14 protein-coding genes are annotated in these 15651 nt (G+C 50.1%); 5 read left to right on the forward strand and 9 right to left on the reverse strand.

Annotated features, from left to right (window positions below; all coding sequences use genetic code 11):
* Nucleotides 1-372 precede the first annotated feature (372 nt).
* Nucleotides 373-771 carry a RidA family protein gene (locus AC6B99_RS10725; RefSeq protein ID WP_056039632.1) on the forward strand — a complete coding sequence of 133 codons (399 nt, stop codon included), beginning with the start codon at nucleotides 373-375 and terminating at the stop codon, nucleotides 769-771.
* Between the two features lie 57 nt (nucleotides 772-828).
* On the opposite strand, the gene AC6B99_RS10730 is transcribed toward AC6B99_RS10725, so the two are convergent.
* Nucleotides 829-1284: a hypothetical protein gene (locus AC6B99_RS10730; RefSeq protein ID WP_494864094.1), complete on the reverse strand. Its 456-nt coding sequence runs from the start codon at nucleotides 1282-1284 to the stop codon at nucleotides 829-831.
* A gap of 240 nt (nucleotides 1285-1524) precedes the next feature.
* Between AC6B99_RS10730 and AC6B99_RS10735 the strand changes: the two genes are divergently transcribed.
* Both AC6B99_RS10735 and AC6B99_RS10740 read left to right on the forward strand, forming a co-directional pair.
* Nucleotides 1525-2238 carry an AAA family ATPase gene (locus AC6B99_RS10735; RefSeq protein WP_056039628.1) on the forward strand — a complete coding sequence of 238 codons (714 nt, stop codon included), beginning with the start codon at nucleotides 1525-1527 and terminating at the stop codon, nucleotides 2236-2238.
* A 157-nt stretch (nucleotides 2239-2395) separates the two neighbouring features.
* Nucleotides 2396-4042, forward strand: a complete 1647-nt coding sequence (locus AC6B99_RS10740) for an Ig domain protein group 2 domain protein (protein WP_496663328.1) — start codon at nucleotides 2396-2398, stop codon at nucleotides 4040-4042.
* Nucleotides 4043-4192: 150 nt separating this feature from the next.
* Here AC6B99_RS10740 and AC6B99_RS10745 read toward each other — a convergent pair whose 3' ends face one another.
* From AC6B99_RS10745 to AC6B99_RS10765, 5 genes are all read right to left on the reverse strand, one after another.
* A complete protein-coding gene (locus AC6B99_RS10745; RefSeq protein ID WP_496663329.1) occupies nucleotides 4193-5083 on the reverse strand; it encodes a transglutaminase family protein in 891 nt (296 codons plus the stop codon).
* Nucleotides 5080-6084 carry an alpha-E domain-containing protein gene (locus AC6B99_RS10750; RefSeq protein WP_056039625.1) on the reverse strand — a complete coding sequence of 335 codons (1005 nt, stop codon included), beginning with the start codon at nucleotides 6082-6084 and terminating at the stop codon, nucleotides 5080-5082. The genes AC6B99_RS10745 and AC6B99_RS10750 overlap by 4 nt, the downstream gene beginning before the upstream one ends.
* 97 nt (nucleotides 6085-6181) lie before the next feature.
* Nucleotides 6182-7639, reverse strand: coding sequence for a circularly permuted type 2 ATP-grasp protein (locus AC6B99_RS10755; RefSeq protein WP_056039623.1), 1458 nt, complete (start codon nucleotides 7637-7639; stop codon nucleotides 6182-6184).
* Nucleotides 7640-7887: 248 nt separating this feature from the next.
* Nucleotides 7888-8898, reverse strand: a complete 1011-nt coding sequence (locus tag AC6B99_RS10760) for a globin-coupled sensor protein (protein WP_056039620.1) — start codon at nucleotides 8896-8898, stop codon at nucleotides 7888-7890.
* A 270-nt stretch (nucleotides 8899-9168) separates the two neighbouring features.
* Nucleotides 9169-11064: a PrkA family serine protein kinase gene (locus AC6B99_RS10765; protein WP_056039617.1), complete on the reverse strand. Its 1896-nt coding sequence runs from the start codon at nucleotides 11062-11064 to the stop codon at nucleotides 9169-9171.
* A gap of 269 nt (nucleotides 11065-11333) precedes the next feature.
* On the opposite strand from AC6B99_RS10765, the gene AC6B99_RS10770 reads away from it, so the two are divergent.
* Complete coding sequence (locus AC6B99_RS10770) at nucleotides 11334-12158, forward strand: DUF2161 domain-containing phosphodiesterase (protein WP_496663330.1); 825 nt, start codon at nucleotides 11334-11336, stop codon at nucleotides 12156-12158.
* 84 nt (nucleotides 12159-12242) lie between these two features.
* Here AC6B99_RS10770 and AC6B99_RS10775 read toward each other — a convergent pair whose 3' ends face one another.
* The 3 genes from AC6B99_RS10775 to trmL all read right to left on the reverse strand — a co-directional run bounded on the left by AC6B99_RS10775 (nucleotide 12243) and on the right by trmL (nucleotide 14714).
* Nucleotides 12243-13442, reverse strand: a complete 1200-nt coding sequence (locus AC6B99_RS10775) for an aminotransferase-like domain-containing protein (protein ID WP_496663331.1) — start codon at nucleotides 13440-13442, stop codon at nucleotides 12243-12245.
* Nucleotides 13443-13786: 344 nt separating this feature from the next.
* The gene (locus AC6B99_RS10780; protein ID WP_046228684.1) at nucleotides 13787-14035 is read right to left on the reverse strand and encodes an AbrB/MazE/SpoVT family DNA-binding domain-containing protein; all 249 of its coding nucleotides are present in this window, start codon (nucleotides 14033-14035) and stop codon (nucleotides 13787-13789) included.
* Nucleotides 14036-14249: 214 nt separating this feature from the next.
* Entirely contained in the window at nucleotides 14250-14714 is a 465-nt protein-coding gene (trmL, locus tag AC6B99_RS10785) for a tRNA (uridine(34)/cytosine(34)/5-carboxymethylaminomethyluridine(34)-2'-O)-methyltransferase TrmL (protein ID WP_056039608.1), read from the reverse strand.
* A 177-nt stretch (nucleotides 14715-14891) separates the two neighbouring features.
* Between trmL and AC6B99_RS10790 the strand changes: the two genes are divergently transcribed.
* Nucleotides 14892-15611, forward strand: coding sequence for a response regulator (locus AC6B99_RS10790; protein ID WP_046228682.1), 720 nt, complete (start codon nucleotides 14892-14894; stop codon nucleotides 15609-15611).
* The last annotated feature ends 40 nt before the right edge of the window (nucleotides 15612-15651 follow it).

Here is a 15651-nt window from a genome sequence, read left to right on the forward strand (position 1 = left end):
AAAACCTTTCTCGAGCAGGCCATTAACCTATTTGCAATTATCCAATTCGCGTTTCTGAGCTAAGGGGAACCCTCCCCCTCTGTAGCCCTCTATTATTCCGGATTTATTAAACAGCAGATAGATTGATTTGGCTTTAGAGATCACTGGAATTTGACTTCGTATTTTGTTTCGCTTAAACTTTACCATAGATTACATCTTCCTAATTTTAAGAGAAAGGAGTGTCCGTTCATGAAGAAACGATCCTTGCATTTCATATCCTCTGGCTACGGATACTCGACTGCTGTTTTTTTCTAAAATCCATTTAACGGGTGAAGTGTGCCCAAAAGAATTGGTTGAAAATGGCAGAAATCTTAAAATGAGAGGCGAAGATACATGAATAATTTAGGGATCACTAGAAAAAATCCAGCAGGAATGCCCAGTCCAGTAGGGAATTACAGCCACCTTACAAAAATTCCGAGAAACGCTGAGCTGTATGTTACTTCTGGCCAAATCGGAACAGACCAAAACGGCAGCATTCCAAACACGTTGAATGAACAAATCAACAATACGTTTGCAAATATCAACATTTTACTGAACTCCGAACAATTAACCTCCGATCATATTATTAAGGTGAACATATGGGCCACTGAAAAAATAGACTGGGAGCATCTCTACGAAAAATGGGCGGAACTTTTTGGCATTCACTATCCATCTATGACGATTGGTTATCTTTCGGAATTAGGGCTGCCAGAAATAAAAATAGAAATTGAACTATGGGCGGCTAAAGCTTAAAAACAGCAGCAGCAGACTAAGGCTATACTTAGTCCGCTGCTGTTTTCTTATATTTGATTAGGGTAATTCCGCTTTTTGCCGTAATGACTCCAAATAACCTTTGTTTTGCAGCACTCTGGGGTCCTCTGGACGGAAAGTTCGGTCAGCCTCATTATGCCGATAGGCCAGCTCGTATTCACCTAGACGAGCGTAGCAGACGCATAGCTGAAGATGCGGCAGCCAGGTGGAGCAGGCCATATTGACAAAGCCCAGCCGTTGGTCGGACTGCCCACGCTCAATTGCGAGGTTATACCAGAAACCAGCCGTCTCGAAATCTTTTTGCTGCAAAAAATAATACCCTAGCCGGCAGCAAAATTCCGCCCGCGGACTGCCATATTGAAACGATCTTAATATCGATTCAAGCTCCCGCTCTGTATCTCCAAGCCGGTTAGAGCAATCCGCCAGCTTGCCGCATGTCGCAGCATTATCCTCCACCCACCCTTCGCCCATCGTAAGAAATTTTTCATAATACAAAATCGCTTGTTCATATTTCTCGTGGTAAGGCTAATATGGGTAACGGCACTATCGCTGCTTTCAATGCTTCCCCACACCTCCAAATACTCTTGCACCTCTATTAGGTCATATGTTTGCCAGACCTTGGACTATCACAATAAGTCGCAAATTGCTCCTCTCCCTTCCCACTCCACATGCGCCCAAACATTCCACATGTTAAAATAAAAAAAACGACCTCTTCTGCCAAAGGAGCTGAACGCCTTGTATTTACGGAGTGCAGAGCTGCTCAAGGAGCGCATTCCCAATTACAGCAAGTATCCCTTTTCCATTCCTGTCATCCAGTCAATGAGCAAGCTTCATTTCCATACCCATATCACCTTCTTTGTAGGCGAAAATGGTTCCGGCAAGTCCACCTTTCTAGAAGCTATAGCCTATCAATGCAGCTTTAACACTGCTGGCGGAGGGCGCAACAACAGCTACGACGTAGATGCCTCTGAATCTGCACTAGGTCCCTACGTTCGGCTTTCCTGGATGCCCAAGCTCACGAACGGCTTTTTTCTGCGCGCAGAAACGTTTTACCAATTCGCCTCTTACCTCGATACAGTGCCTGAAAGCTTGCCCTATTACGGCGGCAAATCGCTGCATGAGCAGTCGCATGGCGAAGCCTTTCTATCGTTGTTCAAGCACCGTTTTGGCAAAAAAGCGATCTATTTGCTCGACGAGCCCGAGGCCGCGCTTTCTCCTGCCCGTCAGCTCGCGCTGCTTCGCGTCATTAAAGATTTGGAGCGCGATGCCCAGTTCATTATTGCGACTCACTCGCCTATTTTGCTTGGATATCCGAACGCGCAAATTTACAATTTTGACGCCAAGCCCGTTGAAGAAATTCGCTACGAGGACACAGCACATTACCAGCTAACTCGACGCTTTCTCGAAAACAGAAAAAATGTATTGAACGAGCTGTTCAGCAACGACTAGCAACTCTTTCAATATTCCTTACATAAACTTAACACAATATGTACCGGTTTTCTTACGCGAATCTATTTCTATTATTTAGAAAAAATAGTACAATTGCCTTGTGCTTCCAAACAAGGAAGCCACTCTAATTAAACCAACTACTAGAAGCGGAGGTTTGATGATGAAGGGTAATTTTTTGAAGCGATTGACGGCAGGAGCACTCATCTTTGCAATGTCTTTATCGGCAGGCACAGCAGTTTCCTTAGCGGAGGGGCCGTCTGATCCGGCTCCCGTCCTACAGCCCGCAGGAAGCGCCAATGGCAAAAAAATTCTGTTCGACAACGCCCATGCCCAAACAGCAGGTGCGGCAGATTGGGTCATTGACGGCGGCTTTTCCGATTTTGGACAAGCTCTTGCAGGCAAAGGCTATTACGTCAAGGAGCTTCGCAAAAGCGGCCCTATTACGCTGGCAGACTTAAGCAGCTATGACGTCTTCGTTATTCCTGAAGCGAACGTGCCGTTCAAGACGAGCGAGCAGCAGGCTATGCTTTCGTATGTGCAGGGCGGAGGCAGCATTTTCTTCATCGCAGACCACTATAACGCAGATCGAAATAAAAACAGATGGGATTCCTCTGAAGTATTCAACGGCTATAGACGAGGAGCTTGGTCGAATCCCGCGCTGGGCATGAGTACAGAAGAAGCCAGTTCAGCTGCTATGCAGGGTGTAGCCAGCTCCGACTGGCTGTCGAACAACTTCGGCATGCGCATCCGTTACAATGCACTAGGCAACGTAAACTCAGGAACAATCGTTCCTTCCTCGCAATCTTTCGGCATTACTAGCGGCGTTACTTCCATGACGATGCATGCCGGATCGACCATCGCCATTACAGACCCGACTAAGGCAAAGGGAATCGTATACATGCAGCAGACTTCTGCCGCTTGGGGCAATGCGGTGGATCAGGGCGTCTATAATGGTGGAGGAATTGCTGAAGGACCTTATGTCGCGATCGGCAAGAATAGTCTTGGCAAAGTAGCCGTGATCGGCGACTCTTCCCCTGTCGAAGACAGCACGCCTAAATATTTGCGCGAGGAAACAGGCGGCTCCAAAACGACGTACGACGGCTTTACAGAAGCGAGCAATGGCGCACTGCTCGTACAACTAGTGGACTGGCTTGCTGTTAAAGAAAGCTACACGGCACTGAATCAAGTAAGCGGCCTTACGCTTGACAATGCAACAGCTTTGCTTGCTATAGAATCGCCACAAACGTCAACCCAACCGCAAGCTGAGCCATGGGCAGCACCAGCGGCAGGCTACAAATGGTGGGACAGCTCCACCTTCAAGCAAGGCTCCTACGGCTATGCCTCAACGTCGCAGCCGCCAACCTCTGGCGCTGTAAACGAAACCTTCGAGACAGGCACGAAAGCAGCCTATACAGCCGCTTCGGTTACGCTCGGTTCAGGCTCGTGGACCTTCGATAATGCGCTGCTTGGCGATCTATCTACAGACAAGAAAAATGGCACCAAATCCGCACGAGTCAGAGCGGCAGGCTCCATCTATATGAATTTCAATGTGACAGGCGGCGCGACTACCGTCAAGGTGAAGCATGCGAGCTTTGGCAGCGACACGGGAGCGACATGGAAGCTTCAAAAGTCGCTTAATAGCGGCTCCACCTGGACGGATGTCGGAAGCACCTACTCCAGCAGCCAGTCATTGACGGAGCAGACGATTACTGTAAATGAAACCGCAGCGGTACGCTTCAAAATTGTAGTTGCCGGCACATCCGGCAGCCGCTTGAACTTCGACGATTTTACAATCGTCCAGTAATTCCAGCCTCCCAAGGAAATACAACAAAATACAACAAAGAAGCCCTTCAGGCACTTGTGCAGCTGCATGAAAGCTTAAGCAGCCAGCCAGCGCCCGAAGGGCTTTTTTTCTCATTGAATTTTTCATTGAATTTCTGATGGATATTCCGCTTCATTCCTCTACCTTGCGCACATCTACCGTCACCTTCAACGTCTGCTGCCCGCTACCACGATACACGCCCTTTACCGGAACGATATCTTTATAATCGCGTCCATGGCCCAGCTTGACGTAACGCTCGCCGACAGGAGCTTCATTCGTCGGATCGAAGCTGCACCAGCCAAGCGACGGCACGTAAGCCTCCACCCATGCATGGGACGCCTGCTCAAAATCTGCCGTTCCGCCTTGCAAATCGCCAACAAAGTGGTAGCCGCTCACATAGCGGGCCGGAACCTGCTGCGAGCGGCAGCAGGCAATCATGAGATGGGCAAAATCCTGACAGACGCCGCGCCTGCGTTCGAACATGTCGCTCGCCTTCGTATCCACCGTTGTAGCATCCGGATCATAGACGAACTCGTTGCGGATTTTTTGGGATAGCGCTAGCAGCCAGCCATATACGCTCATGCCGTCGTTTTTCCGATCCTCTACGCCCACTGCATATGTCTCCACTTCCAGGCTGAGCGCCGTGTAAGCAGTAGGCAGCAGAAACTCTACGAAACGATTACCCGCATCCTCTGATTGCAGCCATTCCCAAGCGACTTCAGCCGCTCCGCCGCCATTCAGAGCAGCTGCCTGCTGCTCTGGTGTAAGAGCCTCCTTCGTCACAACCGTCATTTGCGAGCGGATCGTCAGCTTGCGGTGCGAGCCGTTCACCGAAAACGAATGCACCCGATTGCCGAAAAAATCCTCATAGCTGAACAGCGGTGCATTCGGCTCTACCGCAATGGATTGCTGGTAGCAGGACTGGCGTTCATCTGTACTCGGCGTCAGACGAATTTCATTGACACTGTCCGTAACCGGCTTCCCATAATCGTATTGCGTCACATGCGAAATATTCAGCTTCATGCGCTGGCCTCCCCCATGCGAAAAAAGGTTTTGGCGAAGGTGCCGCCCAGCGTCTGGCAAGCCTCCAGCAAATGACCGACAATGGCCCCTTCGCGGTCCAGCAGTATATCTTCCCGATCCAGGCAGGCGAGATCCGCCTTTACCTTGCTTACTTGGCGAATAACCTTGTCATGCGCTGAGCGCAGCTGCATATCCTGAAAGCGGATATACCGCATATGCTCATCGAGCGTATGCAGCGCGAAATGCACGGACCTTGGAAACACTTCATTTAAGATGACAAAATCAACAATGGACTCCACCGACATGCCATCGGCATAATAGCGCCGGAATACCTGATAGCCACTCAGCGAACGCAGCATAGCCTGCAAGTACGAGTATGCGCCAGACGCATTGCTCCAGCTCTCGCCGCTCGCAAGAACCGTATTATAAGCGGCTTTAATAATTCGCAGCGTATTTTCAGCCCGTTCCAAATAACGGCCGCATTCAATAAAATGCCACTCATTCTCACGAGGCATGACGGACTGGCTGATGCCTTGGAACAGCGCCGTCCATTCCTTGATTTTGCCGAAAAACAAATGCGGCGATTCCGCCATTAAATCCTCGGGCTGCTTCTCCCGCAGCCACAAATAAAAGCCGTTGACCGCATCCCACATCTCGCTCGGCGCCTTCTCGCGCAGCGTGCGCAGATTGCCCCGCGCATGGCTGACGCAGGACACAAGCGAATTCGGATTGTCGCGGTCAAGCGTCATGTACCGCAGCACATCCTGCTCGCTGTAGCTGCCATATTGCTGGACATAGGACTCTCTGCTGCCCAGCGCATCTACGATGCGCGACCATTTGCAGGTCGGAGCTGCCATTCCTTGCCCTTGCTCGGCCGCCTCCGATTCTGCGCCATCCTCCGCTTGCAAATGATAGTGAACATCGATCAATCGCGCATGGTTTTCCGCCCGCTCCATGTAGCGTCCAATCCAAAACAGCGCCTCCGCATTCCGATTAAGCATAGCCATCCCTCCGATTATTAGGCTCCCCGCCTCATTGTTCCGTGCCGGCTTACCGGCTTAGCAGCTTTACCGCTTAGAGGCTTCGAAATATATGGGCCTAGCGGCTGAGCACCCACGTATCTTTAACCCCGCCGCCTTGCGATGAATTCACGACGAGCGAGCCTTCCGTCATTGCGACACGCGTCAGCCCGCCCGGTATGACATGCGTCTCCTCGCCCATCAACGCAAAAGCTCTTAAATCGATATGGCGCGGTGCCATAATGCCATCCATCATTACCGGCGCTCGAGAAAGCCTCATTGTCGTCTGGGCGATATACCGCTCTGGATCGAGCTTAATCGCCTCAGCGAACGCTTTGATTTCCGCTGGCGTCGCGCTAGGGCCAATTAACATGCCGTAGCCGCCGGAAAGCGAGGTTTCCTTGACAACCAGCTCCGCGAGGTGGTCCAGCACGTATTCCCGCTCTTCCTTGCGCGACAAAATATAGGTTGGCACATTATGCAAAATCGGCTCTTCGCCCAGATAATAGCGAATCATATCCGGGACATACGCATACACCGCCTTATCGTCGGCGACCCCGGTACCTGGGGCATTAGCAATCGCCACATTGCCTGCGCGATACGCATTCATCAGCCCTGGAACCCCAAGCAGGGAATCCGGCTGAAAAGCAAGCGGATCTATAAACTCATCATCGATCCGCCGATAAATAACATCCACTTTGCGAAGCCCGCGCAAGTCCCGCAAATAAATGTTGTGATCCTTATAAACGAGATCGCGGCCTTCCACAAGATGAATGCCAAGCTGCTGAGCGAGGAAAGTATGCTCGTAATAGGCCGAATTGTAGGAGCCCGGCGTAAGCAGCACTATAAGAGGATCTCTTTTGCCGCTTGGCGCAAGAGAGCGAAGCGAGCTGAGGAAGCAGTTGAGGCTGCGCTCGATGCTTTGGACAGACGAGGACAAATACAGGTCATGAAACAGCTCGCTCATTAGCGTTCTGCCCTTGAATAAGTAAGAGAAGCCGGAAGGGGAACGCAAATTGTCCTCCAGTACAAAATAACGCCCCTTCTCATCTCGGATCAAATCGATGCCAGAAGCTGTAATGTACACGCCTGACGGCACATCCAGCCCAACCATTTCCGGGCGGAAATAAGTATTGGACACGATCATTTTGCGGGGGATAACGCCATCTTTTACAATGTGCTGTTGGTGGTAGATGTCATGGGTGAAGGCGTTCAGCGCGCGGATGCGCTGGCGTACGCCGCGGTCAATATTGTCCCACTCATGCCGGGGAATGACACGGGGAATATAGTCGAACGGAATCGTCCGCTCCAGAGGCTCATTTTGATTGCTGCTGTACAGCGTGAAGGTAATACCTTCCTCCATCATTCGCTGATTAAGAGCATGCTGGCGAATACCTAGCTCAGAGGGCTTCATTTTTCCGAACATGCGATGAACGCTTTCATAGTGGGGACGAACTGAAAAATCCTTTTCAAACATTTCATCATAAAAAGATTGTGAATCGTAAAAATGCGACTGCGACTGTCTGGCCGTCGACATGCCAACCGCCTCCTCCAAGATGGCTCAACCTCACATGTAAATCCTGTAACAATAATGATCGTTTTTGATCCAACGGCAGATTAATGTTAGTTTTTATGACGTTAAATTTCATAAAATCGTCCATTTCTGTAGCTCAATCATACTAAAACCGAATATTCATGTCAACTTATATATCATACAAAAAAGCCGAAATCCTCAGACGCGAGAATTTCGGCTTCTTCTTAATGTTATCTACTATAAAATGCGGCCTATGAAGAGGTTGCATTAAGCTTGTTCAAATCTTTGGCGACATCATCGACCATTTTCACAAAAGCAGCAAGCTCCTGTGATTTTGCCGCTTGATTACGCGCCTCCGCCGAAGTCTGATCGGACTCCCTCCGAACCGAATTAACCTTTTTCTCAATTTCACTAAGCTTATTTTGAATCGTTTCTTGTGCTCCTCGTGACGATGCAGCCAGCTTGCGCACCTCATTGGCAACAACCTCGAAGCCCCGACCATGATCTCCGGCTCTTGCTGCTTCAATGGCCGCATTCAGCCCAAGCAAATGCGTCTGATCGGCAATTTCCCGAATCATCGTACCCATTTCTGTAATGCCATCCAGCTCGCCCTGCAGCTCGCCAAGCAAAGAATGCGCTTTCTCTTGTGAATCTGAAGTAGACAATGCTGTAGCTGCAATCGATTGGGCGCCTTCTTCCAGCTCAACCATTAAACCAGCCAGCTGCTGCACCGCTTCCGTTACAGTCGACAGCATCGTTGCACGCTCATCCGCCAGCTCCTGCACCTTCGTCTGCTCTGCGCGGTTATACGCTTCAAGCACAAATTGCGAGTCCAAATTGAACATTTTGGACAAGGAGTGAATAACCGGCTTCCATCCATCTGGAAGCACACGCTCAAATACATCCGTCGCAATGTTCAAGTAAGTCATGTATGTACCTAAATACCAGTCGGTTGTCAGGCCAATCCGGGAATGCACAAGCCCGATTTTTATCCGGTTTTCAATAAATGCTTCATCAATAACGCCGTCCGCAAGAGACAGCCAATATTCGCGCTGCGTCCCTTTCAAACGATCCACATTGCTAAATTTCTTCATTAAAGCTACCATTTCGGGATAGAGTCCCACATTATCATAGAAACGATCAACAACCTCGTCGACTACCTGCTTAAAAATAGGCCTGCACTCCGCGAGCAGCTGCAAATCCTGTTCCTTGATTCCTGTATAGTCCAACTGACGCTTACGTTCTACTGTGACATTAATCATTGAACAACCCCCAGTCTCTAAATAAATACCAACTGCTATATTAAGTATATCGGCATTCAGCTTCATAAAGGTAGACATTTCTTTAATAATTCAAGAGAATTTGTTGAGATCTCTACAAAATTCACCGAAAAAGCTGAATCCATAGTCCCATTTTTCCAGTCCTCCTAACCTATTCTAGCTTATTCGTGCTTTATTTTCACCCAGACAGCGACAAGAAGTTCGGTGGGCAGCTGCTCCACCGAACTTCTTGATCTTCTCTTATTTGGATCGTTAGCGATTAAGCAGGCTGCCTACATAACGCAGCAGCTCATTAGCACATACGGGGCAATAACCGTGGTCATCAATCAACCGCTTCGTCACTTCGTTTATCCGCTTGAGCTGGATTTCATCCGGCGTCTTCGTGGAGGTCGTAATTTTCACGATGTCCTTAAGATCGGTGAACAGCTTTTTCTCCACCGCTTCACGCAGCCGCTCGTGGCTGGTGAAATCGAATTTTTTCCCTTTCCGGGAATACGACGAGATGCGAATCAAAATTTCTTCGCGGAACGCTTTTTTCGCATTTTCAGAAACGCCAATCTGCTCCTCAATGGAACGCATCAGGCGCTCATCCGGATCAAGCTCCTCGCCGGTGAGCGGATCTTTGATTTTAGCCCAGTTGCAATAAGCCTCAATGTTGTCAAGATAGTTTTCGAACAACGTACGCGCCGACTCCTCATAGGAATAGACGAATGCCTTCTGAATTTCTTTTTTGGCCAGGCCATCGTATTCCTTGCGCGCAACCGAAATAAAGTTCAAATAACGCTCCCGCTCCTCCTTCGTAATGGATGGATGCTGGTCGAGGCCGTCCTTCAAGCCGCGAAGCACATCGAGCGCATTAATGCACTGCATATCCTGCTTGATCAGCGCGCTCGAAATCCGGTTGATGACATAACGCGGGTCGATGCCGGACATGCCTTCCTCGGTATATTCGGTCTGCATTTCCTTAAGATCGGCATCCTTGAAGCCTTCGATTTCCTCGCCGTCGTACATCCGCATCTTCTTCACCAAATCCATGCCCTGCTTCTTCGTCTCCTTCAGACGGGTAAGTATGGAGAAAATAGCAGCAGCGCGAAGTGCATGCGGAGCAATATGAATATGCTTCATGTCGCTCTGGCCAATGAGCTTCGTATAAATTTTTTCTTCCTCGGACACCTTCAGGTTATATGGAATCGGCATGACGATCATCCGTGACTGGAGCGCTTCATTTTTCTTATTGCTAATGAAGGATTTGTACTCCGTCTCGTTCGTGTGGGCTATAATTAATTCATCAGCGGAAATAAGCGCAAATCGCCCCGCTTTAAAATTGCCCTCCTGCGTCAAGGACAGCAGGTTCCACAAAAACTTCTCGTCGCATTTCAGCATCTCCTGAAACTCCATAAGCCCCCGGTTCGCCTTGTTCAGCTCGCCGTCAAAACGATAAGCACGCGGATCGGATTCCGAGCCAAATTCTGTAATCGTGGAAAAATCGATGCTGCCGGTTAGATCGGCAATGTCCTGCGACTTTGGATCAGATGGGCTGAACGTACCGATGCCCACGCGGTTATCCTCCGAGATGAATACGCGCTCCACCTGAACATTTTGAATATCGCCGCCGTATTCGGTTTGCAGCCTCATCTGGCAGGAGGGGCATAGATTGCCTTCAATCCTAACGCCAATCTCCTGCTCAATCTCGCCTCTCAGCTCATGCGGAATGAGATGCAGCGGCTCTTCGTGCATCGGGCAGCCTTTAATCGCATAGACGGCGCCGCGTTTCGTTCTGGAATATTTCTCAAGCCCCTTTTTGAGCATCGTAACCAGCGTCGATTTCCCTCCGCTGACAGGACCCATTAGAAGCAAAATCCGTTTGCGCACATCAAGCCTTCGCGCCGAGGAGTGGAAATATTCCTCCACCAGCTTTTCAACAGAGCGGTCCAGCCCATAAATTTCTTGCTCGAAAAATTTGTACCGCTTCTTCCCATCCCTCTCCTCGACTCCATAGGATTCAATCATTTCATAGACACGCGCGTGCGCCGTCATGGCCGGGGTTGGATCCTGTCTCAGCAGTTCAATATAATCCTTGAAAGATCCACTCCAGGCCAGCTTCTCACTCTCTGCTTGATATTCCGATATTCGCTTGAAAATGTCCATGCCGTGCCTCCTCCCATCGCTTCCGCAATACGCAATTTTTCACTTCGCTCGGCATTTGCTTGCAAGAACCTCAGCGAGTGGAACTAACTTTATTGAAGTATTACATGTCTATGCTTATTCCGCGTGGAAATTGACCACTATTTTAGGCGGTAATCATGCATATTGCGACAAATACGCTTGCAGCGCGGGTTTGCTTGGACAAATAGATTCGATCTGCCCGCACTCCCTATCCTTTGTTATAATAGTTAGAAGAAAGTGGGGGAATGCACGTGGCAGTCAGTAAGGAAGAGGAGCTTTACGGCCCGGTAAAAGCTTATTATGAAGCGCGCGGCTTCGTCGTCAAAAGCGAGGTGCTGCACTGCGATCTCGTCGCGATGCACGCGGATACCGAAGAAACCATTATCGTGGAAATGAAAAAGACGTTCAATCTCGCCCTGCTGCTGCAGGGGATTGAACGCCTTCGTATAAATGATCAGGTTGTGCTCGTAGTCGAGCGCAATCGTAAAAAAAACGGCGCGCACAACCAGCGCTTCGGTGAAATTACCGAGCTGTGCCGCATGCTCGGCATCGGCCTTATGACCGTCACCTTCTTCAAGACGAAGGCGCCTGTCATTGATGTGCTATGCGAGCCCGGCGAGGCGCCGCAGCGCGGAACGCGCCGCAAGAAGCAGGCGAGGCTGCTTCTTGAATTTCGCGAGCGCAGCGGCGATTATAATGTAGGCGGCAGTACCGGCCGCAAGCTGGTGACCGCCTATCGCGAGAAGGCGCTGCGCTGCGCCTACGCGCTCCAGCAGCTGGGAGAGGCGCACTCGCCTAGCCAGGTTGCTGCGCTGACGAGCTTCCCGCGCAGCGGCGCTGTGCTGCGCGACAATTACTATGGCTGGTTCGAGCGCCAGCAGCGCGGAAAATACCGCCTGCTGCCTGCCGGAGCAGCCGCCTTGACCGAATACGCCGAAGTCATCGCCGATTGGGTGGCCGCTTTGCCAAGCAATCAAGCGGGGCCAAGCACAACTGCTGCACCTGGCGAATCGCAGGCAGCTTTGGTTAACCGCGACCCTCGCCGTCCTAGCAAGCGGCGTTCATCGTCCCGCTAATGGCCAAGACATCGGGCATCATGTACTGGGCATATTGGCATCGGGCATGCAACCGCAAACTCGATGCTTCTGCGAGCTGCAAGGTTAGGAGCGGGCCGTAAACTCGCGGATCGCTTCCGCAAAGCGCTCTACGCCGAGTGCTGTCTTGGCTCCGATGTTATAGGTAAAGTTAAGCCGCGCCGTATTACGCTGCGGGTCATAAGCATAGAAGGAGCTTCCGGGTACGAAAGCAACGCCCTTCTGAACGGAAGCCCGGAGAAGCGCCTCTGCATCAAGACCTTCCGGCAGCTCCACCCATAGGAACATGCCGCCCTTCGGCTCAATCCAGCGCAATCCTTCAATATGCTGCTGCACAAGCAGCCCTTGCATTTCGCGCATCCGCTCCCCGTAGGAAGCAGAGATAACTTTAATATGCTCATCGAGCGGAAAGCTATCCAGCAGCTCGCTGACGATTTGCTGATCAATCGCGCTGGAATGCAAATCTGCCGCCTGCTTCGCTTTAGCCATCATAGCAATGACTTCCGCTGGACCCATTGCCCAACCTGTGCGCAGCCCTGGCGCAACCGTCTTCGAAAAGGTGCTCGTATAAATAACCGAGCCTGAACGGCCCGCTTGCTGATCAAGCGCAAACAATGTCGGATAAACGGCATTTACATCATATTTTATTTCCCCGTATGGATCATCTTCCAATATAGGTATACCATAAGAACTGCAAAGCGCCAGCAGCTGCTGCCTGCGCTCCGTGCTCCAGACGCGCCCCGTCGGATTGCCGAAGGTAGGCACGGCGTACACTAGCTTTGGACGATGCTCGCGAATAAGCCGCTCCGCATCCTCCGCTACAATGCCATGCTCATCGCTGTCCGCAGCAATGACATTTAAGCCATTCATCTCAAACACCTGCAAGCAAGCGAGATATGTCGGCCTTTCTACCAATATCGTATCGCCAGGCTCGGTCAGCACTTCAACAATGAGGCTGATCGCCTGCTGGGAGCCTGTCGTCAGCAGCATTTCGTCAGGGCGTACGTTCATGCCCTTATGTCCCATACGCTCGCACAGCTGTTCACGCAGCGGCATAAAGCCCTCGGTCAATCCGTATTGCAGAGCGCTTGCGCCCTTCGTAAACACGCGATCGGCAGCATCGCGAATCGCCTGCACCGGAAACAGCTCCTCGGCCGGCAGCCCTCCAGCGAATGAAATCATATCCTTGCCCTGCGTCAGCTTGAGAATATCTCTTACGACCGATGATTTGAGAGCGGTCACTCGTGATGAAAAACGGTAATCCATGGTTCGACTCCTCCTAAGATACAAGCTTTAACGCTTATAGTTCTATGTTATCAAGGTACAGCCCATATTTAAAGTTTTCTTTTTCGGGCAGGTTGGGTATAATGAAAACAGTTGCATGAGGATTTTGGAGGTGCCATTAATGTCCATCACATTCATTATTGTAATGACTGTATTCGTCTTGTTCTTGACGGCTATGTTCACGTCTTCTTACAACGATGACAAAACCAAAGGCCTGTAAGCTGAACTATCAGCTTGCACCAAAAGAAGCTTCTCCGAAGGAATGCAGCTAAGGCTGCTCCATGGGGAAGCTTCTTTTTGATACTACCTATTATGCATGTATGAGGTTAGCGGGCGAGCTGGCTCATTTCAGCCACACAAACGCCGCATAAAAAACGTTCTTTAAACTCGCGGACTTCTTCCATAGAACCACAGAACACACATTTCGGACGGTAACGCTCCAAAATAATATGGTCGCCCTGCACTAAAATTTCAACCGGATCTCCCTCATTCATCTGGTAACGTTTACGCAACGATTTTGGAAGAACGATACGTCCGAGTTGATCTACTTTTCTTACTACACCTGCTGGTTTCATCGTTGTTCACCTCTCCTGTGTCTAGTTTGCAAGCCTTTTTCGTGAAACCCCGACAGTTCATTTCTTTAACGCTCTGCCTCTGTTTCCCCATTCTGCTTCTCTCTTTAGGTAATGCTTTAAGTAATTCCTAAATTAAACCCTTAAGTAAATTCTTCACCTTGCCGCCAAGCTTTGAATCTGCTAGAACTAAAACTGTTCGTAAGCCGCCTCTATTTTAAGACAGTCCTGGAAAATCGTTCTGTCTAAGCGCCTCGTACACGATGATTGCCGCCGAATTGGATAAATTAAGCGATCTGACCTTATCCGTCATTGGCATCCGAATGCATGTACTTAAATTAGCTTCAATCAGCTCTTGAGGCAAACCTTTCGTTTCCTTGCCGAATACGAAAAAATCCCCATCCTGGTATTGAAACTCATTATAGGCTTTGACCGCCCGCGTGCTGGCATAGAAATACCGCCCATCAGCATACTGCTCCTGCAGCTCCTGAAAGGAATCATGGTACTCGACATGAACCGCATGCCAATAATCCAGGCCTGCGCGCTTCAGCGTCTTGTCATCCGTTTGAAAGCCCAGCGGACGCACCAGATGCAGATGCGCACCGGTTGCCGCACATGTCCGCGCAATATTGCCCGTGTTAGCGGGTATTTCCGGTTCTACTAACACAATATGAAATGCCATCTTCTTGTTGTCACCCCTTGTCCCTTGCCTATTATACATGAATTACTATTTTATTTAAAATAGGAATGAAATTTTACATCCCGTTAACGTACTCTTAATCCCTACTTGAACGTCTAACTTCATAATGTAGTCATGAGCAAAGACATGTTTAGGATAAGGGAGGCTTAATAAGACAACATGTTGAAGAAGAAAATTCTCGTCGTCGATGACGAGCCCTCCATCTCCATGCTGATTGAATTCAACCTGAAGCTAGCCGGATACGACGTCAGATGCGTAGATGACGGAGAAGCCGTTTTTGATATGCTGCGCCCCTTTCGGCCAGATCTCATCGTTCTCGATTTAATGCTGCCGAAGATGGATGGCATTCAAGTGTGCCGCGAGCTGCGCAAGCAAAACAACGCCGTTCCCATCGTCATGCTGACCGCCCTGCAGGATGTTACCGATAAAATTGCTGGCCTCGATAATGGCGCTGACGACTATATGACCAAGCCGTTTAGCCCGCAGGAGCTGATTTCGCGCATCCAAGCGATTTTCCGCAGACTGCAATCGCTGCCTGGCGCAGCACCGTCAAGCGCCATTGACATTGGCCGCATGTCGGTACGTCCCGATGAACGAGAAGTGCTGATTGATGGCAAGCTGATCGAGCTGACGCCGAAGGAATTCGAGCTGCTCGTCTTCCTCTGCAAGCATAAAGGCAAGGTGCTGAGCCGCCAGCAGCTGCTTCATGGCGTATGGGACTATCACTTCCTCGGCGATACCCGTATCGTAGACGTCCATATTAGCCATCTCCGCGATAAAATCGAAAAAAACGCCCGGACCCCCGAATATATTATGACCGTTCGTAACGTAGGCTATAAGCTGCATGGCCCAAGCGCTCTGGAGCAAACCCTTGCCTAATTACACGAAAGAACCGCCCGTTCCTTTCATAAGCGAAAGG

The organism is Paenibacillus liaoningensis (assembly GCF_059609455.1).

Bases quoted from the DNA above. Each gene is read 5' to 3' on its own strand.
- AC6B99_RS10765 (WP_056039617.1), bottom strand. From the start codon at position 11,064: ATGGACATTTTCAAGCGAATATCGGAATATCAAGCAGAGAGTGAGAAG.
- AC6B99_RS10725 (WP_056039632.1), top strand. From the start codon at position 373: ATGAATAATTTAGGGATCACTAGAAAAAATCCAGCAGGAATGCCCAGT.
- AC6B99_RS10775 (WP_496663331.1), bottom strand. From the start codon at position 13,442: ATGGATTACCGTTTTTCATCACGAGTGACCGCTCTCAAATCATCGGTC.
- AC6B99_RS10760 (WP_056039620.1), bottom strand. From the start codon at position 8,898: ATGATTAATGTCACAGTAGAACGTAAGCGTCAGTTGGACTATACAGGA.
- AC6B99_RS10755 (WP_056039623.1), bottom strand. From the start codon at position 7,639: ATGTCGACGGCCAGACAGTCGCAGTCGCATTTTTACGATTCACAATCT.
- AC6B99_RS10740 (WP_496663328.1), top strand. From the start codon at position 2,396: ATGATGAAGGGTAATTTTTTGAAGCGATTGACGGCAGGAGCACTCATC.
- AC6B99_RS10790 (WP_046228682.1), top strand. From the start codon at position 14,892: ATGTTGAAGAAGAAAATTCTCGTCGTCGATGACGAGCCCTCCATCTCC.
- AC6B99_RS10750 (WP_056039625.1), bottom strand. From the start codon at position 6,084: ATGCTTAATCGGAATGCGGAGGCGCTGTTTTGGATTGGACGCTACATG.
- trmL (WP_056039608.1), bottom strand. From the start codon at position 14,714: ATGGCATTTCATATTGTGTTAGTAGAACCGGAAATACCCGCTAACACG.
- AC6B99_RS10745 (WP_496663329.1), bottom strand. From the start codon at position 5,083: ATGAAGCTGAATATTTCGCATGTGACGCAATACGATTATGGGAAGCCG.
- AC6B99_RS10780 (WP_046228684.1), bottom strand. From the start codon at position 14,035: ATGAAACCAGCAGGTGTAGTAAGAAAAGTAGATCAACTCGGACGTATC.